Below are 16567 nucleotides of genomic sequence, written 5' to 3'. Positions count from 1 at the left end.
CTATAAAAAAGAACTCTTTATAGCTGAAATGCAATTTACGAATAAAGGATTAATTTACAAATGTAACTAATGTAGAAACAAGAAAACCACAAATAAGATGAAAAATCGACTAAAGATTAAATTAACGAGACAAAGTAACAAAAGAATATGACAAATACATGTGATAAGAATATGAAGAGCAAGCGAAGGGACTAGCCCTCCGCTATTTAAGAGCCTATCTAAAACTCGGCATAATTGCAGGTAAGCCCGGTAACAAGCCAACAAGTGCCATCACGCCGGTTAACACCACAAACATAATAAGTGGAATGATCCAGCGGTTCATTGAGCTCAGCTCTTTACTTCGCTCCTTACAGCCAATTAAACCTAAATTATCTAACAGCATAGTCAAAGACCAACCAAACGCAGGATTAACCAATGCGGACGAGAAAACAACAATGGCTGCTGACTGAGTTGTTTTACCTTGTCGCGTCATTTCCATACCCGCCTCAAGCAAAGGAATAAACACTCCAACGATTAAGGCTACACATAATACTGGCTGCCAAATGGCTAAATCCATTGGGTAACCCCAGATACTAGCAATGACACAAAACAATGCCGTTAAAATCGCACCAGCAGGAATTGGACGTTTCGCTATAGCTGCTGGCACAATGTAAGTCCCCCAAGATGAGGTGAAGTTAGCACCACCTAAAATAGAGCCGAACGTCTGGCGTATAGACGCACTCGTCATCGTATCGTCAATGTTCATTTGTACTTTTTCAGTACGGGCCGGATAACTGATTTTTTGAAAAACTTGATGACCTAAGAAGTCTGGTGACCACATAGCGACAGCTAAAATGGCAAAAGGCAGTACTACAATAAAGCTTTCAAGCGTAGGTAAACCTAGCATCCAACCCGTGTTTTCACCCCACCAATACATAGGGTTCATGTTTGGTAAGCCAGGTCCAGTTTTAAACTCAAATGGCGCGCCAAGAGCAAAAGCAACACCACCGCCAAGTAAACAGCTTAATGGCACCGCCAGCCAACGCTTTTTAAAGTGCTCTAATAATGCATATAAAACGATTGTACTGAGAATAATTATGAAAGCGATACGTGACATTTCAATGCCTTCAACCCACGCAAACAATTTCTTAACTTGTGAGGTTGTGCCGATAAAGCCGAGGTATAAGAGCAAACCACCACATACCCCCCGACTGGTAAGCCCAGCCAAAACACTCCCGCCTTTACTGATTGCCACTAATAAACCAAATGCCCTTATGAGCAAACCAAACGCCATCGGGTGACCACCCGCCGCAACCACAATAGGAATAAGAGGAATTAAAGGCCCATAGGTACCTGCTAAGTTTGCGGTTGGTAATAGAAAACCAGAAAACAGCAAAATAAATAAAGCGACTATCAATAACTCATAGCGCACATTTTCAAGAATAAAGCCTTCGCCTAGCCCTAAAGGTGCGGCCAATGTTGCGGCATTGCGCCTACCATCACAATTTTACCTATGGTCCCCGCCATAGCTGGAATAGTGTCTTCTAATTCAAATCGGTAATCTTTAAAAGGCAGGTTTGGACGCCATCGTTTTGGCTGCATGATTTGCAATTCATGCTCTAGATATTCGTCGCGTGTTTTAAATTCTTAACTTGCACGGTGTAAATTTTGATAACTGTCTTGAGGTGCTAACTTGCTACTGTTATCTAAATTGGGAGTTGTCATCACATCTCCTACTTCAGATGTTGGTGTAATTTGATATAACAAGAATAAAACAACCAAATTTGAAAAGAGCTTTGCAATAAGTCGAGTATTTCGTCTTATAATTTAATGAGTTCGACTATTAACTGCTACAAATAGCTCAACTAACCAACAACCCGCATAAATATCAGCCAACTCATTAATTAATGACAACTTTTAAAGTGATTAATGATTGCGAAGCAAATTTATAGACGTTAGAATGCATTTACTAAGTCACGTTGTGACTCTGAATACAAATTCAGGGGCTGATTAGGATTCGACAGGATTCATGAAGCCTGAGGTGCATGTCGAGGGGCGGTTGGCCTCGTAAAAAAGCCGCATTTAAAGTAATCGCAAACGACGATAACTACGCTCTAGCGGCATAATAGCCCGCTAGCACTCCTCCAAGAAATGCTTGTGGTTCTGGTTCTGGAGTGTCACCCTACACAAGATCGCTACGGAAACCCTGGCCGGGGTTGAAGGGCTAAAACTAAGCGGCCTCGCCTTTATTTATCGTGTTCGTCCGAGACTTAAAGGTTAACCAATAGACGATACTAAACATGTAGGACCGAAGGTCGACGCTTTCTGGACGGGGGTTCAAATCCCCCCAGCTCCACCAAATAGCAATATCAAAACCCTATCAAAACACTGTTTTTGATAGGGTTTTTGTTTTTCTGGGATTTGAATGGTGTGTGAATGGGGACGTAAATGTGGCATGATTTGTCACGTTTTTGTCCCTCGGAATTTAGATTAAATATCTGATAGCAAAGTTTCGAGACATATAATTTTAGTGAACAACAACTTCAATGCAGAAGGAGGTTCACTAGAAAATATGGTAGATAATTTATCTACCATGTGTGGAATCTCTTTTTCTTCCTTTAAAAATACATACTGAATATCATCTATTGTAAACTTTAAAGGTTCGGTGCTTTCAAGTTCCTTGTTACCCTGATCTCTAAGAGCCGAAAAACTATTTTTAGGTATAGCACTTAGGTTATTTGGAACAAACCTCCATTCATTTTCCAAGTAAAATTCTTTAAGAACTTCCTTGTTGTCAATAATCATTTTACCTTCTATGGGCTTGATTAAAGAAAGAAGGTTTTTTGCGTCAACTTCTTCTTGTAATCCATCAGGATTGTCTATAAGCATTTTTTTTACTAATGATCTTGCCAAATCATTTATAGGGCTATCCACAGACGAGTAAATAACAGGTGCAAGTCTGTTTTTGTTACCCCATGAGCGTTTCAAACCTATTCCATATGATCCGTAAAATAACGTATGTTCATTTATTTTAGAAAGCGGAATGTCGCAGAAACAAACCATCGGGTAAGCGATAAAGTCTTGTTTGTAATAATCTAGAGTACTTGCGTCTTCCAAACAGAACCTTGGATAAAAGCCATTTTCTAAAATACTCTCTAAAAATTCTAACTTAGGCGTAAAATGAAATAGATTTCTAGATTTTGAACGCATTAATAATCCCTTCAATTTGCAATAAAAATCAATCATATATAAATTTTAATTTTATATACAAGCAATCTGATTTAGAAAATTAAAAAAACCGCTAATAAGCGGCTTTCTTTTATCTGTTTAACGCATCATCCAATGCGCCGACCAATTCATCATCTAGCTTGTTAGTTGTCTTGCTTGCCAAGTGCTTGGCTGTGGCGAGACAAACGCGCTTGATGAATACTTCGGTTGCGAGTTTGGTTAATAGGTATTTACCCAGAGTGCTTAACATGTTTTTTGTTCTCCAGTTTGGTTACTCGTTCCTTAAGCTCTTTCATTCCTTGCTTAAGCCACCCAACATCCGTGCGAACGGCTGCGACTGTTGCCACCCCTACCCCAATTTGGATAAGAATAGCGATTGTTGCTGTGTCTGGCATCCTGCCCCCTTAGTCATCGTCCAAAATCCCTTTGGTACGTTTTTTAATTTGATACACCACAAATGCGCCAAGCACTGCACCCGCGACTGTGGTGATCATCCATTTTGTATTAAGCAAGTGCGATACCTCGCTGAACTTGAGTGAGGTTGAATGCGCCCTTTGCGCCCTCAAAATCAGCCATAGCTAAAATTAGCTGCGGGTATTTATCGAGTGGGATTTCATCATCAAAAAACCATGCTCGACTCGTACCTAAGCGTGAATGAATAAAATCAATATAGCTTTCTGTGTGGTTCTCTGAACTTGGTGCCCAGCGATTAATGATACCCTCGACTGTGGTTAAGCCGTGTTTGTTGCGGTACGTCATCAGTGTTCTGTATGCCGCACGAAAACCCATTTCGGGCGATTCAAACTTCACAAACTCGCCATCGTCACCCACTGCCCCATTCCACTCGATGCCATTGGCGCGAATGTTGAGCGGGTTGTTGTTGCGCACATTGCGCGGTTTATTTGTTGCCATGAATACAACTCCTAAAATTAGCAGCCCTACGGCTGCTATGAGTGGTTTAGACATGGCTTAAGCCGCTGGTTTTGGATAGCGCGCTTTGATTTCTTCAACCTTAGCGCGCCAAGCTTGCTCAGCTTCTGGCGTTTGGTCGAATTGCCAAGCCATATAGAGCGAGTCTGATTCCGCTTTATAGGCTTTTGCTCTAAGTTGATGAATTTCATTGAGTGTGTAAATCACTTCAATGCTTTCAATGCTGGGCGCACCTAGCAACACAGCAACTTCCTGAATTGAATGAGCAGAGCGCAACTTGATGCTCTCACCTTGATATCTAACTTCCATGTTTAAAACTCCCTGTTAATTAGTGTTGCGTTGCTATCACCTTGAACGGCATGAATGTTTAGCATTGCAAAATACATTTCACATTCCTCCGCATGACCTAAAACGATTGTGCAATAACCAAATGTGACAGTGCTGGAATTGATAATTTCATCAATAAAGTGCCATTCTCCCGCACTTGGAACGTTAACTTTAGTGTTTGAGTCAACCACACCAGCATTGAAAGAAAGCGGCCCTTTAGAGATATAAACATAACCTCTCAAACGCACTTTAGAACGTTTCAGATTATCAACTGGAATCAATAGACGGTGTAAATAGCTGTGCTGTTCACCAGCAGGTTTATGCACTTTCAATAAATGGCCGTGGTTATTAGTCGGTAAGCCGCCCCAACCACCAAATAAGCCACCACGGAATACGCGCGGCCCTTTAAAGTGACGACCAAAATAAAATGGTGTCGACTCTGTAGCAGCTTCCAAAGAAGTAGCAACATTCGCTGGCGGGTTCTCTAAATACGGCCCCTCAAACCCTTTTGTGTAAGGGTGAACCGCTGAGATATTTATATCACCTGCAGATCCATAGCCATGCAAAGGGTCGCCGCTTTCATCTGCAATCAAGAAAGCATTTTTATTGATTGGCATAGTAAGCAAATCCAAAGCCGTAGAGCCTTGATACTTGGCTTTGAACTCTGCAAGCTGCTGGTTGTTGTCGGTCATAACTTGAGTTTTGAGCGATTCAACTTCTTGCACTGCCTGACTAGTATCTTCATTGAATTTACTTAAAGCAGTTTGCTTTTCTGTTTCTAGCGTTTGAAGTGTTTGCTCATGCTCGGCTTTCATTCGAGCCACGGCACCACCGCGATAGTCGTCGATTAGCTCATGACCAACTTCGACTAACTCTGAAATTTGTGGGATATCATTCATTTAATATCATCCTTAATAATTGCGTGTAACTGTTTTAAGCCTGTAGTCGCGTTTTGCTCTACGGCTCCATGTAGTTGCTTGGCATACAAACCATTTGTAAGCCCAAGTTTTGCGAGTGATACAACCGCATCTGATAAGTTGCCCAGCTCTACCTTGTGAAGTAGAGATTTTTCGGCAAGCTTGGCGATTGCTTCCTTAAAGTCGTTATCTGTTCGGGCACTATCTAAGCTGTGTTTTTGCAGGCCTAGAATGGCTTTTGAGTTAACAACCTGACTCTCAAATACTTGATTCATGAGATAGACCGCATCATGTTGCGCTGGGTCTATCTGCATTAAGATTTCAGCCAGCATACTGGCGTTTGTTTGGGGTTCAACTAGATAACTCATTGCATCACCTCAAGCAATGACACCTTTGCCACCCTGTCACTGGTGTTATAGGCGTAAACGGCCGCACCGTTAGACAAAACAAACGTGCCGTTTTGCACAACAGGCAAACCGTTTGAATTACTTACTTGCGAACCACCAAAGCGAACAACAGAAGAAGTCGCGCTTATGTTTTTAGCCATTAATTCAGCTCTGCTTTCACTTGCACCAATGACCTGTATGCGTGAATGTGGTTGAATCTCGATATCATCAAGCGTGTTAATTTCTTGCCCGATTTCTGAGCGAGCTAAGACTTTTACTTCGTGGTCGATTTTGGCATCAACGGGCTGTTTGATTTCATCAACACTGATTGAATTCACAACTTTGACATTGCCGTCTGCTACGCTGGTAATGTGAATATTTGCAATCTCATATTCGAGGTGCAATTCATCATCACCGCTGTTATGAATTTCAATGCGCTGAATGTCACCAAAATCATATTGACGGCCAACCATGCCGACCACTTCTTCTTGGTCAAAACGAATGACAAACGGGTGCGTAGCATTGAGCAAGTTAAACCATCGTTTTGTCACTTGGAGAGCGCGAACACTGCCCGCTGCTAATACTAATTTAGACATTATTTGCCCCCTCTCATAACCATTGCAACAGCAATAACAGAGACACCAACACCCATGGCAATCGACACATACTTAATCATTTTACTTGCTGAGTCGGCCACTAAATCTTGGCCTTGCAAGCTGGTTGATTTTGCCAGCGCGGCCACTTGGGTTAATGCGGCACTATTGGCGTTTATGTTGTCTTTGGTGGCATCAGCCAAAAACTCACCAATGTTTTGCTGTGTATCAGCTAATGACGCTAAGTTCTGACTGTGTGCATCACCTAGATTGCTGGTCATCGAGTTAATGAGGTTTTGATTATTCGACAAAACATCACCCGATAGATTGGCAATTACTTCTAGGTTTGCTTGGTGGCTATTTGCAAGCGTGGTGCTTGTGTTATCGCTCAGTGCTGCAATGGTGCTAACACCTTGACCAAAGCCCTCGGTTAATTGCTCACCCATGTTATTCATGAGTGCTTGATTGCCTGTACCAAGTTCACCCGCAAGCCCATTCATTGCATCAATGGCATGACTCGATAAATCACCCATTGCACTTAAGTTATCGCTGGTAACACCGCCCATATTCTCAAGTGCTGAAAGTGAAACATCACTGTTTGAGTCAATGGCATGGCTTGATAAGTCACCCATTGCGCTTAAGTTATCGCTCGTAACCGTTGCCATATAATCAGCATTGCTGGCACTGGCATCGGTAACCGCTGATAGATAGCTGTTTGCTAAGTCACGATTTACGTCTGACGCTTCACTTATGGCGTGTTCGGCTAAATCCATAGAGCTAACCGACAAATTACCCATTTCAGTCAATGCGTTTTCTGATAGTTGGGTATTTGATTCGAGCGCCACTTCTGACACATCACCGACAAGGTTAAATGCGTCACTGGTTACACCCGCCATTTCACCCATGCCATATTCAGCCAACTGCAATGCGTTATTGGTTGTACTGCCCATTTCACTTAAGGCATCGGCCGACAAATCGCCCATTTCATCGAGTGCATATTCAGACACGCCAAGCGCTTGGCCTGATACATCGGCCATGCTATCCATGCCCGATTGTGCAAAGTCGAATGAGTCACTGGCAATCCCTGCCATTGCATCGACTGAATTACCCATTTCACTTAAGGCGTGTTCGCCTAAGTCACCACCGATACGCATGGCATCGGTTGCGGCATCCATGCCAGCAAGGGCAACATCCATGCCCGCTTCAATTGCGCCACCGTCTAACACACTTACATTGCCAGTTACGCCCGCAAACTCACCATTCATTTCGACTGAATTGTCAATGTCTTGGTCGAGATGCTGCGAATTGTCGATGTCTTGGTCTAAATCGTAGTGAACTGAGTTATCTATATCTTGGTCAAGGTCATAGTCATTTCGAACCGAATTATCTATGTCTTGGTCGAGGTCATATCGAACGGAATTATCGACTTCATAGTCAATGTCCGTTCTAGACGCGTCAACACCACTTGCCCCAGCAAATTGACCATCATTTACAATGTTGGTTGTTTGTTGGCTGCTAGAGGTTTTTTGCGTACTTCTACTTTTACCACCCATTTAGCACCAACCTGTAAACATATTCATCATTGTGAAAAAGTCCTTTTCTTACTTCTATCAATTCAGCGGGCAAATGCTTAAACCCATGCTTGATTGCATTGGGGTTGCGCGTGTGCCACCTGATAGACGTACAATTATGTTGCTCTGCCAAGCGGATTAAATGCGGAACAGCATATAAAAGCCCGCGACCAGCTACCGCAACTATCACAAACTCGCTTTGCTCCTTGCGAGTCACAATCCACAAATCCTTGTGTTTGTATAGCTTGCTTATTCCCTGCAATATTTCGCGCTTAATTGTCCCTTTTGCGCCGTGCAGTGCTGGCCGCAACACTTTTAAAATGGGCTTAGTGAGCTTAACGCTTTCCACTTATCACCCAGAACGCTGCTAACCCAATAGCGGTATAGATAACCCATTGCGGAATGCCTTTGTTGTAGTTGAGCCCGCCCAACTTGCCATGATTGGTAAACGCACTGTCACCAATGCCCGACTTAGCATCGCCGCCCTTGATAGGCATTTGCCCAGTGTTTGAGAAGCTTTGCGGTAACATCATTTTTTAATTACCGTGTGATAACCCATATAGGCAATACCACCAACCACCGCCAAGCGCACCAAGCTTTTAGCAAAACCACCCATAGCACTACCCGCAACAAATCCCGTTACGCCCGCCACCGCAGGCCAAACTAATAAAGGTACTGGCATCGTTACCTCCGCGTTAAAACGAGAATGAGGGCAAGGGCAATGCCCCCGCCTATCATCATGTTTTGGGGTGTCATCCATGACGCTGGCGCTTGCGGAGTCGGCTGTGCAACAACCGTTGACCCGTCAACGCGTTTTCCCTTAATTGGCTCTGCTTGCTTTAGGGTTTCGGGCTGGCGCGCTTTTTCTTTCTCCACTTCAACCACCGCGTTAACAACGGTATTACCCAAGTCACCCGCGATTTCTAAAGCGTCGTCCCATAAATCCGCCCACATAACAACCCCCTTACATTGCTGGCTGCGTGTTGACTAGCTGGTCGAAGCCTTCAACGTACGTTTTAATCGCGCCGTTTTTGTCTACTTCAAACTCGAAGCTAATACCCGCGCTTGGTAGTGCACCGTTTGAACCAAAACCAAACAAAGTAAAATCAAGCAGCAAATAACCGTCTTGCGGGTCAACATCGGCATAGCGCTTAAGGCCATATTCAATGTCTTCACGCGTCAAGGTTTCGATTACACGCGAACCGCGCTTAACCTTAATCTTGTTGATTTTGACTTCTGATTCTTCAAACACCATACGCTGAATGAAACGATTTAAGCCAGTGTTTGGCATCGTCCATTCATGGTCGCCCGCTGCGGCTGCGTGTTGCACTAGCTCATAGCGTGTTGGTTTGAAAACACGACCTACACGGTCAGTATTCGACACGTACGCTTTTGCGCTTAACGTTGGTACATTCGGATCATTTGTGCCCTTTTCACCGAACTCAATTTTTAACGTCACATCGTCTTTTAACGTTGTCACCAATTGCGTTTGGTAAATACCCTGCGGGGTACGATAATCGAACTTAGATAGGTCAAGTACAAAACGGCCTGTTTTGCGATAACGCTTATAGGCTTTATCAAGCACATCGAGCATTTTGTTAGTCACTGAAACAACCGGTACGCCACCAATATCAATGGTGATTTTTTTGATTGTTTCGACGTTTACTAAATTGGTTTCAAGCTCGACCATGTGATAGGTCAAACCCGATTGCAATTTAATCGACCATTCTTCACCGAACCCCGTACCCGTTGGGCTAGGTAGCTGAATCATAGACGGTCGAACTGATTTAATAAGACTCATGCCAGCTCCTTAGCCGATTACATCTTCAACTGCATCTACGTTATTAGATGCCCAAACAACCACCGCCGCGATTACTGTCGCGATACCCGCTGTGATTAAGTAAGTTTTGTTTTTAGCAGTCATTAATAAAGTTCCCTTTGGTATTTGCTAAATCGTCCTAGATTGCCCCCGATACTGACCGAACCGCGAGCGCGTCTGCGTTTATTTGTAAGCCTACGCTTGGCTTTTTTTTGCCTTTTGGTGTGTAACCGCTCTTTACGCTTTTTTTCCAAGTCGACTAAATCACCGTCTCGAATAACAGGGTCGTAACCACCAAAAAGGAATTTAGGATTCCACTTCCTGAACATGCTTTGTTCCTTTAGCGATTTTTACAATGACAAAAGCAGTAATAGCGGAGCCTAAGGCTACAAGTGAGTAAATTTTCATAATGTGTGTTTCAGTCTTTAGCTGACTCGTGTTGCTGCAAATGTGGGTTTTAAGGTAGGGAGAAAAAACGGTTTTGGTCAATGGTGTTTGAGTCTGGGGGACCTAATAGGTTAAATTAGCTGAAAAATGAAGTAAAAAGAGCTGATTATGAGCAAGGAAAACTCCGAAATTATTTATCACTACACGTCTGTTGAAGGTTTCTTAAATATATTACGGTCTAAAACATTATGGGTGAGTAGCCTTACTGAAATGAATGACTCCCATGAGGGCGTCTTGCATTTACCTGCACTTAAAGAAGCTCAACAATATATCCCATTAAAAGTAAGTGACATATACGAAAAATACCCAGAGTCAATAAATGAGTGTTCTATTGAAATTCAAGAGGGACTTGATGACATACATAAACATATTATCTCCCAGATTAATTTAGTACTAGCGTTGAGCTCTAGTCATGTATCACCTCATATCTGCTGTTTTTCACATTGCAAAGATAAGCTTAGCCAATGGCGAGGTTATGGCGATGACGGGAAAGGTATAGCGATTGGTTTCAATAGGAACAAACTTCAACCTAAACAGGATTTTCATCTTGGTCAAGATGTACGAAAAAGCGTCGAAGAAGTTATATATAAATACGACGAGCAAGTTCTAAGATGCAAAGATTTTATCAAGGATTTTCAGAATAAAGTACTCGATAATACCTATAACTTATTATCAATAAATAACTCTATACCTCTTAAAAAAGAGCAAAATAATCAAATCTCAAAGTATGTACTTGAGAACTTATCAAACTTACCTCTGATATTTAAAAATGAAAGTTTTATTGAGGAAGAAGAAGTTCGTCTAATTTACCAAGCTAAGAACTTTGACTCAGCAAAGTATAGATGTGTAAATGGCAACATAATTTCTTATTTTGAGCACTCATTTTCTCCAGATGCTGTTGAGGAACTGATTATAGGCCCTAAATGTCGGCTTAAGATTGACTCAAAAGACTTCAAAAACTTTCTTTCCAAAGAATATGACCACTTATTGGAGGAAGTAAGAGATTTAACTGAGGAAAGCAGGCCTATAAACACAAAGTTTTCAAAGTTTGAACATATCAGCTTTTCAAAATCTACATACCGATAGTTTTAATGAAATTAAGTTCAACCTTTACAATAAATCAATAAAATTTAGAGATAACCCTACATAACTCATAAGCATCAAAGTGCATAAGGACATAGATTGTACGTATACAAATTCAGACAAGTTAATGATTTCAGTTTAAATAATTTAGCTGATGGCCAACTCTACTTCGCTCATTATGAATCATTCAATGATCCATTTGAGTGTAAATATAAGCTCATAAGAAGTACTGATGAAGAGTTAAAAAGCTATGCTATCAACGTTGCTTTAAAAAATAATGATAATGATATCGATAGGGCAACTACACAGGTCAATATTATTACTGAAAAGTTCGACGGGGCCTTGAGGTATATTGAAGATCATGCTGGAAAGGCATTTAATAACTCCCTAGATAACCATAAAAATAATATTGGCATTTTATCCTTAACTCACGAGCAGGATGCTTTTAAGGGGCTATTTTTTTGGTCTATGTACGCCGATGGAGGAAGAGGTTTTTGCCTTGAGTTCGATTATTTTGAATTAAAAGATTCAATTAACAATCTGAATAATACTAAAACTGCTGGAGACTTTGTACGTTATAAAGAAAACGTTATCGATATTCAAATGGCGAAGATTTCGCACGAATACGTGAATGCAAAACTAGTCGAAATTTTCACAACTAAACATACAACATTTAGTCATGAGAAAGAGTTTAGAATGGTTTCAATAAATGGCATTGGTAACTTCAGGTACTCTAAAAAAGCTCTTAAAAAAATTATTATTGGTGAAAGGATGCCTAAGGATGAACGGGTTAAGCTTATAAAACTAAGAGATGAGCACTATCCAGACACAGAGATACTATTAGCTAAAATTCATACTTCTGATTACAAGATAGAACTAGCCAATCTTAACTAACTAAGCCGCATAACGCGGCTTTTCCTAAACTCTCAACTTTCCAAACTCCACATTCCCAATACCTGGGGACTTGTAAAAATACTCGAGCTTCTTAAGTGCTTTAATATCTTTCAAAGGAATATCGCATTCCTCGGCCATTCGCATGGCGTCTTTAATAGACGCTTGCATGCCTACCCATTTGTAGATGCTTTGCGATAGCGTGGTTTTACTCATTTCAACCACACGCTGACCAACTGAGTGTACCACAATACCAAATTTACGGCCTACGGCTAACAGCCAGCCATAGGCGCCCTTTTCTTTGCCTAGTGACTCGGTGACTTGGGGGACTTCTTCACACACCGCATGCAGTTGTTTTTTGTGTTTACCATCACCCAACGCTTTGACGATTTCACAAAAGCGCAAAAAGTTTTCGCGGGTTTCTGGTACCGTTAACGCAATCTTAAAACCGCTTTGAGTTTTGCGCCCTGCTATTGCGGCCTTGAAGAATTTAGTAAACGATTTATAACGTCTTACAATACGGCCTTTAAACTTGCCGCTGTAGTCTTCATGTGGGTCCCAAAATAAAATTTGGTCTGTAGCTTTGGTTGTTGGCAACAACTTAACTGCAGTTGTCTTACCGCTGCCAGTGCCACCAACATACAAACAGTGCAAAGCACTCAGCGCATTATTAGAATTAATGGGTTGCATCAACATCGCTTGCCACCTCGTTTTGCTCAACTTGCTCCGTTTCTTTTTTGGCTTGCGCATCGCGCGCTTTTAACTGCTTAATCTGTTTTACAGAACTAAACATAAACGAACCTAGCCAAACGGCGCCTAATATCTCATCTTTGTAATTACCAAGTAACCCCGCTGCGGCTGGCGCGTACTTTTGAATTAGCGGTTTCATTCGGGCGGCGCCCATTTTTTTAGACGTGTCTTTGATAACAAAATCGGGGTGAACATGTTCTCGGATCATGTCTTCAATCATATCTAGACCATCGGCCGCCATGGCTGCCGAGCCCTCTTCTGTCATAAGAATATCGGCTGTTTGTTGAATGGCGGCTTGTTCTGGGTCTAAACCCTCATATTGAGTCGGGTCAAAATCTAGTTCTTGCTCGTTATCAGCTTCGGCTAAATCTTTAAGCATGGCTGCGGCCATTTGCTCGTCTATTTCGTCGAGTTGTTCTGTTTGCAGTTCTTCGACTTGGGTTTCTGGGTTTGTGTTATCGGTCATCGTTTATCCTTAAGGTTTTTATTTATCGTACAAGTGCTAATAGGCCACCAAACAACGCCCCAAAACCCGCGAATAACGCGATAGTTTTAGAATTACTTGGCTTAGGTGCTGGCACATCAGGTTTAGGTTGAAAAACGGTGTTTTCTACCGTTTTTGATGGTTCTGAAACCGTTTTTTCGGGTTCTGGCGTTTGCTCCGTGATTGGCGCTATTTCTGGCAAGGGTTCAATAACCGTTTCGGTCACGGCTGGCGCGGTTTCTGGCGTTTCTTCAATAACGGTTTTAGGGGTTTCTATAACCGTTATTTCTTGTTTTTCAAATGCGGCTAATTCTTCAAGGTTTGCAAAGGTGTTTTCGCGTATTCTTTGCTGGTACTCGGCGCCACTGGCTTGGTCGCACCCGCATGTATCACAATGCAAATATCGTAAATGCGATTTTTGACCTTTAGGTTGATGAACGGTCGCAATATTACCGCAATGGTGAACAAAAACGCCCAAAACAGGGTTTTTACTATCGCGTAGTGGCACAGTGCCGCCGTTTTTAGGCTCGGTTTTACCGGTGTAAGTGTTCATGTATTTACTCCAAATTTGCCAATTTATCTTCTGCGACTTTTAAGCGTTTTAAGGCACTGTTTAAATCGCGCTTGGTTTGGGTTTGCTGGTCAATCAGGCCGCCAATTACAGAAAGCGATACGCCTACGGCTTGCTCTGCCAGTTCGGCCTTTTTGGTGATTTGCAGCTTGCCGAGCTTTTCTGATTGCTGTTTAAGCTCAATACACTTTTTAAAATTACTAAGAATGGTTTCCATGGGTCATCCTGCAGGGTCGAGTTGATAGGTTTCTTCAACGAGAAAACCGTTTTTAACCTTAAATTGGGTTATTCGCTGGTTGTCTTCGTCGGTTTCTAGGTAAGTTGCGCCGCGCATTACCATGTCGCGCAACTCAATGGGTATAAAACAGATAGGATTTAGCTTTTCACCATGCCCAATTTGCCAATCATGGGCGGGCTGGTTACAGTTATTTCCAGTGCTCCGAGACGCCGATGTCTCGGCTTTTTTAAGGCGCCATTGCATGGCGCGAGTAATGAAAGACTTGGTGCGCTCTCTAAAGCCCACTACACGAATTTTGTCTTCGCCGTACTCGTTTATGCCGCTTAGCTCTTTTTCGAGTTGAACGGGTAACTCTGAACGGCGAGTAAAGGCGCCGCCAAGTAATTCGATGAATTTAGCAAAGCGGGAATTATCCGCGCTTTCAAATATCTCTTTAGTGAGTTCGGTTAGCTTATCGACCGATTCAACTTTCACGCGTCTAAACTCACGCCATAAGCCAACAGGCGCACCACCGATAAACTGAAACTGGCGAATACGCCAACGACTCGCCCAAGTAAGCACGTTAACGGCTAAACCATCTTCGCTCTCAAATGGCATGCCTGTTTCTTCGTCTATTTCGCCCTCAATGTGATTGGCGTTGATGTTCTTTGAAATGTACTTAGCGATATAGCCAACGGCTGAGCCTTTGCTTGGGTCGATAAACTCTTTATCAAAACGGTTTTTAGCAGCGCCCTTTTCGTTCGGGTCATCTTGCAAAGCAAAGCTTTTGATCACTTTTGTGATTTGCGGTTCGTCGTTTTTACGCATGAATAAAAGCATGTGCCAATGCGGGGTTGCATCGGCATGTGGCTCGGCCACTCTTAAACCAAAAAATTCAACATCGTCTTTTGCTAATGTGGCGCGTACTTTTGCCCATTGGTTTACCAAATAAGCTTGGGTATCGCGTGGCGTGTAGTTGCCATATTTAGCGCTATTTGCATGATATTTTGAGGGAGCAGTTACCGTGTAAAACATGGCAATAAGCCCGTGTTTCTCTGCCCATTCTTGATACCCTCGAACGCGCACCATTAATTCAATTCGTCTTAATTCTGGGTTAGCAACTGACGACTTAAACACTTCAGCAAGGCTTAACTCTGTGCCGTCTTCAGCTTCGATAATCATGGCTTTTAACCATTCATTCTGTTTACGCTTTGAGTTTTTAAACTCCATTACTGCATCACGGCTGGCATAAGGTGAAACACGCTTATTCACCAAGCCCATGGTTATATTCAAATGCTCTAAAGTCATATCGCGTAAACGATTTAAGCGCCCTAACCACCATTTATCGTTGGTCATTCGTCTAATCGCTCGCTCTAGTCGAGTTGCAAGTAAATCAGTATTGCAAGGCTGCCATTGCTTACTCGAATAAACAGATTTAGCCGCGTTGAATGTGGCTTGTGCTGGCGGGTTAATACCTTGGCTTAATGCAAAATCATGCAGTTTGATATAAACACCAAAAACAAGCTGTTCAGCCTGTTCTAGTTTCATGCTCATATCAAAATTCACGATGCTCATTAGGTCGCAAATAGACGCCAATTGCTTGGCCTTTTCTTGTCTGCGTTTCTTGTTATTTAACTCTGTTACGGTTAACGGTGAACGGGCTATTACTTCTGTTACCCGCTTAACCGTTTCTCGTAAAAAGATATTTGCCGACCGTTCTGGGTTCTTGGCTGTAGTCGAATGAAAACGCTTTGCATACTGCTTGGCCGCAAGTCGGCGCAATCGAGAAGTTGGGATTTTGGCTAATTGCGCTTTTACGTATTCGGCTGTTTCGTCAAAACCAAACTGAGAGAAGCAAAACGGCGCCTTTGCAGTAATGCAGATAGGCTGCATTTTGCGCTCGCTTGCTTCGCCGACTAATTCCCATGCAATGGGTAAAGAACGTTCGTTAATCACGACACTCAACCTCGACCATGCCTACAGGCGAAACCAAGTAAAACGAATCGTGACCGAACCCGATATGTGCAGACTCATGCTGCTGGGCAATTAATTCCGCTGTTAGGTAATCGCTAGAATCGGGAATAATACGGTTGTCGTTATCTGCTTGTTGTTGAGCTAATTTTTGGATAAATGCTTCGCGACTCATAGCACTACCCTTTGGTTAGCTCTAGCCGCCATGCGCAAAGCTTGCCGTCTTAAGTTAGGTCCATGAAACATTGAATTGTTTTGTGAAGGTTGCGGCTTTACTTGCTCCGCTTGCTTTGCTTTCTGAATGTGAATGCGCATATTGCTTTTGAACTCACGCAATTTAGAAAGTTGATAGTCCCAATGCGCTGGGTCAGTTATGAGAGAAGTGATCACTTGATTGCTCATA

23 protein-coding genes, 1 other RNA gene and 1 pseudogene are annotated in these 16567 nt (G+C 42.5%); 3 read left to right on the top strand and 22 right to left on the bottom strand.

Annotated features, from left to right (window positions below; all coding sequences use genetic code 11):
* Nucleotides 1-214 precede the first annotated feature (214 nt).
* A pseudogene (locus ACGHEH_RS12285) lies at nucleotides 215-1704 on the bottom strand (DUF3360 family protein).
* Nucleotides 1705-1981: 277 nt separating this feature from the next.
* On the opposite strand from ACGHEH_RS12285, the gene ssrA reads away from it, so the two are divergent.
* Nucleotides 1982-2338: a transfer-messenger RNA gene (gene ssrA / locus ACGHEH_RS12280) on the top strand.
* Between the two features lie 131 nt (nucleotides 2339-2469).
* Here ssrA and ACGHEH_RS12275 read toward each other — a convergent pair.
* The 14 genes from ACGHEH_RS12275 to ACGHEH_RS12210 form a co-directional block, all read right to left on the bottom strand.
* Complete coding sequence (locus tag ACGHEH_RS12275) at nucleotides 2470-3189, bottom strand: abortive infection system antitoxin AbiGi family protein (RefSeq protein ID WP_390445755.1); 720 nt, start codon at nucleotides 3187-3189, stop codon at nucleotides 2470-2472.
* Nucleotides 3190-3298: 109 nt separating this feature from the next.
* A complete protein-coding gene (locus ACGHEH_RS12270) occupies nucleotides 3299-3457 on the bottom strand; it encodes a hypothetical protein (protein WP_390445753.1) in 159 nt (52 codons plus the stop codon).
* Complete coding sequence (locus tag ACGHEH_RS12265) at nucleotides 3438-3602, bottom strand: hypothetical protein (RefSeq protein ID WP_390445750.1); 165 nt, start codon at nucleotides 3600-3602, stop codon at nucleotides 3438-3440. The genes ACGHEH_RS12270 and ACGHEH_RS12265 overlap by 20 nt, the downstream gene beginning before the upstream one ends.
* A 109-nt stretch (nucleotides 3603-3711) precedes the next feature.
* Complete coding sequence (locus tag ACGHEH_RS12260; protein WP_390445748.1) at nucleotides 3712-4119, bottom strand: hypothetical protein; 408 nt, start codon at nucleotides 4117-4119, stop codon at nucleotides 3712-3714.
* A 57-nt stretch (nucleotides 4120-4176) separates the two neighbouring features.
* The gene (locus ACGHEH_RS12255; RefSeq protein WP_390445745.1) at nucleotides 4177-4446 is read right to left on the bottom strand and encodes a hypothetical protein; all 270 of its coding nucleotides are present in this window, start codon (nucleotides 4444-4446) and stop codon (nucleotides 4177-4179) included.
* 2 nt (nucleotides 4447-4448) lie between these two features.
* Nucleotides 4449-5363 carry a hypothetical protein gene (locus tag ACGHEH_RS12250; protein ID WP_390445742.1) on the bottom strand — a complete coding sequence of 305 codons (915 nt, stop codon included), beginning with the start codon at nucleotides 5361-5363 and terminating at the stop codon, nucleotides 4449-4451.
* Nucleotides 5360-5749 carry a hypothetical protein gene (locus ACGHEH_RS12245; protein WP_390445739.1) on the bottom strand — a complete coding sequence of 130 codons (390 nt, stop codon included), beginning with the start codon at nucleotides 5747-5749 and terminating at the stop codon, nucleotides 5360-5362. Before ACGHEH_RS12245 ends, ACGHEH_RS12250 begins: the two co-directional genes overlap by 4 nt.
* Nucleotides 5746-6363, bottom strand: a complete 618-nt coding sequence (locus ACGHEH_RS12240) for a hypothetical protein (protein WP_390445736.1) — start codon at nucleotides 6361-6363, stop codon at nucleotides 5746-5748. The genes ACGHEH_RS12245 and ACGHEH_RS12240 overlap by 4 nt, the downstream gene beginning before the upstream one ends.
* The gene (locus tag ACGHEH_RS12235) at nucleotides 6363-7913 is read right to left on the bottom strand and encodes a hypothetical protein (RefSeq protein ID WP_390445734.1); all 1551 of its coding nucleotides are present in this window, start codon (nucleotides 7911-7913) and stop codon (nucleotides 6363-6365) included. The genes ACGHEH_RS12240 and ACGHEH_RS12235 overlap by 1 nt, the downstream gene beginning before the upstream one ends.
* Nucleotides 7903-8280 carry a hypothetical protein gene (locus ACGHEH_RS12230; protein WP_390445731.1) on the bottom strand — a complete coding sequence of 126 codons (378 nt, stop codon included), beginning with the start codon at nucleotides 8278-8280 and terminating at the stop codon, nucleotides 7903-7905. Before ACGHEH_RS12230 ends, ACGHEH_RS12235 begins: the two co-directional genes overlap by 11 nt.
* Entirely contained in the window at nucleotides 8267-8464 is a 198-nt protein-coding gene (locus tag ACGHEH_RS12225) for a hypothetical protein (RefSeq protein ID WP_390445729.1), read from the bottom strand. Before ACGHEH_RS12225 ends, ACGHEH_RS12230 begins: the two co-directional genes overlap by 14 nt.
* Nucleotides 8461-8613, bottom strand: coding sequence for a hypothetical protein (locus tag ACGHEH_RS12220; protein ID WP_165385472.1), 153 nt, complete (start codon nucleotides 8611-8613; stop codon nucleotides 8461-8463). The genes ACGHEH_RS12225 and ACGHEH_RS12220 overlap by 4 nt, the downstream gene beginning before the upstream one ends.
* 2 nt (nucleotides 8614-8615) lie before the next feature.
* Entirely contained in the window at nucleotides 8616-8885 is a 270-nt protein-coding gene (locus tag ACGHEH_RS12215; protein ID WP_390445726.1) for a hypothetical protein, read from the bottom strand.
* A 10-nt stretch (nucleotides 8886-8895) separates the two neighbouring features.
* Nucleotides 8896-9732: a major capsid protein P2 gene (locus ACGHEH_RS12210; RefSeq protein ID WP_390445723.1), complete on the bottom strand. Its 837-nt coding sequence runs from the start codon at nucleotides 9730-9732 to the stop codon at nucleotides 8896-8898.
* A 573-nt stretch (nucleotides 9733-10305) separates the two neighbouring features.
* Between ACGHEH_RS12210 and ACGHEH_RS12205 the strand changes: the two genes are divergently transcribed.
* Together ACGHEH_RS12205 and ACGHEH_RS12200 are read left to right on the top strand one after the other, a co-directional pair.
* Nucleotides 10306-11283 carry a DUF2971 domain-containing protein gene (locus ACGHEH_RS12205; protein ID WP_390445721.1) on the top strand — a complete coding sequence of 326 codons (978 nt, stop codon included), beginning with the start codon at nucleotides 10306-10308 and terminating at the stop codon, nucleotides 11281-11283.
* A gap of 96 nt (nucleotides 11284-11379) precedes the next feature.
* On the top strand, nucleotides 11380-12174 hold the full coding sequence (locus tag ACGHEH_RS12200) for a DUF2971 domain-containing protein (protein ID WP_390445718.1): 795 nt from the start codon (nucleotides 11380-11382) through the stop codon (nucleotides 12172-12174).
* A 24-nt stretch (nucleotides 12175-12198) separates the two neighbouring features.
* On the opposite strand, the gene ACGHEH_RS12195 is transcribed toward ACGHEH_RS12200, so the two are convergent.
* From ACGHEH_RS12195 to ACGHEH_RS12165, 7 genes are read right to left on the bottom strand one after another with little or no spacing between them, the layout of a single operon-like run.
* Nucleotides 12199-12867, bottom strand: a complete 669-nt coding sequence (locus ACGHEH_RS12195) for a hypothetical protein (protein ID WP_390445715.1) — start codon at nucleotides 12865-12867, stop codon at nucleotides 12199-12201.
* Complete coding sequence (locus tag ACGHEH_RS12190; protein WP_390445713.1) at nucleotides 12848-13387, bottom strand: hypothetical protein; 540 nt, start codon at nucleotides 13385-13387, stop codon at nucleotides 12848-12850. The genes ACGHEH_RS12195 and ACGHEH_RS12190 overlap by 20 nt, the downstream gene beginning before the upstream one ends.
* A gap of 22 nt (nucleotides 13388-13409) precedes the next feature.
* A complete protein-coding gene (locus ACGHEH_RS12185; protein ID WP_390445710.1) occupies nucleotides 13410-13958 on the bottom strand; it encodes a hypothetical protein in 549 nt (182 codons plus the stop codon).
* A 4-nt stretch (nucleotides 13959-13962) separates the two neighbouring features.
* The gene (locus tag ACGHEH_RS12180; RefSeq protein ID WP_390445707.1) at nucleotides 13963-14193 is read right to left on the bottom strand and encodes a hypothetical protein; all 231 of its coding nucleotides are present in this window, start codon (nucleotides 14191-14193) and stop codon (nucleotides 13963-13965) included.
* 3 nt (nucleotides 14194-14196) lie between these two features.
* Nucleotides 14197-16149 carry a replication endonuclease gene (locus ACGHEH_RS12175; RefSeq protein ID WP_390445704.1) on the bottom strand — a complete coding sequence of 651 codons (1953 nt, stop codon included), beginning with the start codon at nucleotides 16147-16149 and terminating at the stop codon, nucleotides 14197-14199.
* A complete protein-coding gene (locus ACGHEH_RS12170) occupies nucleotides 16142-16339 on the bottom strand; it encodes a hypothetical protein (RefSeq protein ID WP_390445702.1) in 198 nt (65 codons plus the stop codon). The genes ACGHEH_RS12175 and ACGHEH_RS12170 overlap by 8 nt, the downstream gene beginning before the upstream one ends.
* Complete coding sequence (locus ACGHEH_RS12165) at nucleotides 16336-16566, bottom strand: hypothetical protein (RefSeq protein ID WP_390445699.1); 231 nt, start codon at nucleotides 16564-16566, stop codon at nucleotides 16336-16338. Before ACGHEH_RS12165 ends, ACGHEH_RS12170 begins: the two co-directional genes overlap by 4 nt.
* Nucleotide 16567 lies beyond the last annotated feature (1 nt).

The sequence above is a fragment of the Pseudoalteromonas sp. MTN2-4 genome, assembly GCF_042848605.1.
Lineage (GTDB): Bacteria > Pseudomonadota > Gammaproteobacteria > Enterobacterales > Alteromonadaceae > Pseudoalteromonas.
This window is presented reverse-complemented; position numbering and strand designations above follow the sequence as displayed.

What these genes read in the sequence shown, in the direction of transcription:
- ACGHEH_RS12265 (WP_390445750.1), bottom strand. Translation starts at nt 3,602, where the DNA reads ATGCCAGACACAGCAACAATCGCTATTCTTATCCAAATTGGGGTAGGG.
- ACGHEH_RS12220 (WP_165385472.1), bottom strand. Translation starts at nt 8,613, where the DNA reads ATGCCAGTACCTTTATTAGTTTGGCCTGCGGTGGCGGGCGTAACGGGA.
- ACGHEH_RS12240 (WP_390445736.1), bottom strand. Translation starts at nt 6,363, where the DNA reads ATGTCTAAATTAGTATTAGCAGCGGGCAGTGTTCGCGCTCTCCAAGTG.
- ACGHEH_RS12275 (WP_390445755.1), bottom strand. Translation starts at nt 3,189, where the DNA reads ATGCGTTCAAAATCTAGAAATCTATTTCATTTTACGCCTAAGTTAGAA.
- ACGHEH_RS12250 (WP_390445742.1), bottom strand. Translation starts at nt 5,363, where the DNA reads ATGAATGATATCCCACAAATTTCAGAGTTAGTCGAAGTTGGTCATGAG.
- ACGHEH_RS12270 (WP_390445753.1), bottom strand. Translation starts at nt 3,457, where the DNA reads ATGTTAAGCACTCTGGGTAAATACCTATTAACCAAACTCGCAACCGAA.
- ACGHEH_RS12245 (WP_390445739.1), bottom strand. Translation starts at nt 5,749, where the DNA reads ATGAGTTATCTAGTTGAACCCCAAACAAACGCCAGTATGCTGGCTGAA.
- ACGHEH_RS12190 (WP_390445713.1), bottom strand. Translation starts at nt 13,387, where the DNA reads ATGACCGATAACACAAACCCAGAAACCCAAGTCGAAGAACTGCAAACA.
- ACGHEH_RS12165 (WP_390445699.1), bottom strand. Translation starts at nt 16,566, where the DNA reads ATGAGCAATCAAGTGATCACTTCTCTCATAACTGACCCAGCGCATTGG.
- ACGHEH_RS12210 (WP_390445723.1), bottom strand. Translation starts at nt 9,732, where the DNA reads ATGAGTCTTATTAAATCAGTTCGACCGTCTATGATTCAGCTACCTAGC.
- ACGHEH_RS12225 (WP_390445729.1), bottom strand. Translation starts at nt 8,464, where the DNA reads ATGATGTTACCGCAAAGCTTCTCAAACACTGGGCAAATGCCTATCAAG.
- ACGHEH_RS12195 (WP_390445715.1), bottom strand. Translation starts at nt 12,867, where the DNA reads ATGTTGATGCAACCCATTAATTCTAATAATGCGCTGAGTGCTTTGCAC.
- ACGHEH_RS12205 (WP_390445721.1), top strand. Translation starts at nt 10,306, where the DNA reads ATGAGCAAGGAAAACTCCGAAATTATTTATCACTACACGTCTGTTGAA.
- ACGHEH_RS12235 (WP_390445734.1), bottom strand. Translation starts at nt 7,913, where the DNA reads ATGGGTGGTAAAAGTAGAAGTACGCAAAAAACCTCTAGCAGCCAACAA.
- ACGHEH_RS12170 (WP_390445702.1), bottom strand. Translation starts at nt 16,339, where the DNA reads ATGAGTCGCGAAGCATTTATCCAAAAATTAGCTCAACAACAAGCAGAT.
- ACGHEH_RS12185 (WP_390445710.1), bottom strand. Translation starts at nt 13,958, where the DNA reads ATGAACACTTACACCGGTAAAACCGAGCCTAAAAACGGCGGCACTGTG.
- ACGHEH_RS12180 (WP_390445707.1), bottom strand. Translation starts at nt 14,193, where the DNA reads ATGGAAACCATTCTTAGTAATTTTAAAAAGTGTATTGAGCTTAAACAG.
- ACGHEH_RS12215 (WP_390445726.1), bottom strand. Translation starts at nt 8,885, where the DNA reads ATGTGGGCGGATTTATGGGACGACGCTTTAGAAATCGCGGGTGACTTG.
- ACGHEH_RS12260 (WP_390445748.1), bottom strand. Translation starts at nt 4,119, where the DNA reads ATGGCAACAAATAAACCGCGCAATGTGCGCAACAACAACCCGCTCAAC.
- ACGHEH_RS12255 (WP_390445745.1), bottom strand. Translation starts at nt 4,446, where the DNA reads ATGGAAGTTAGATATCAAGGTGAGAGCATCAAGTTGCGCTCTGCTCAT.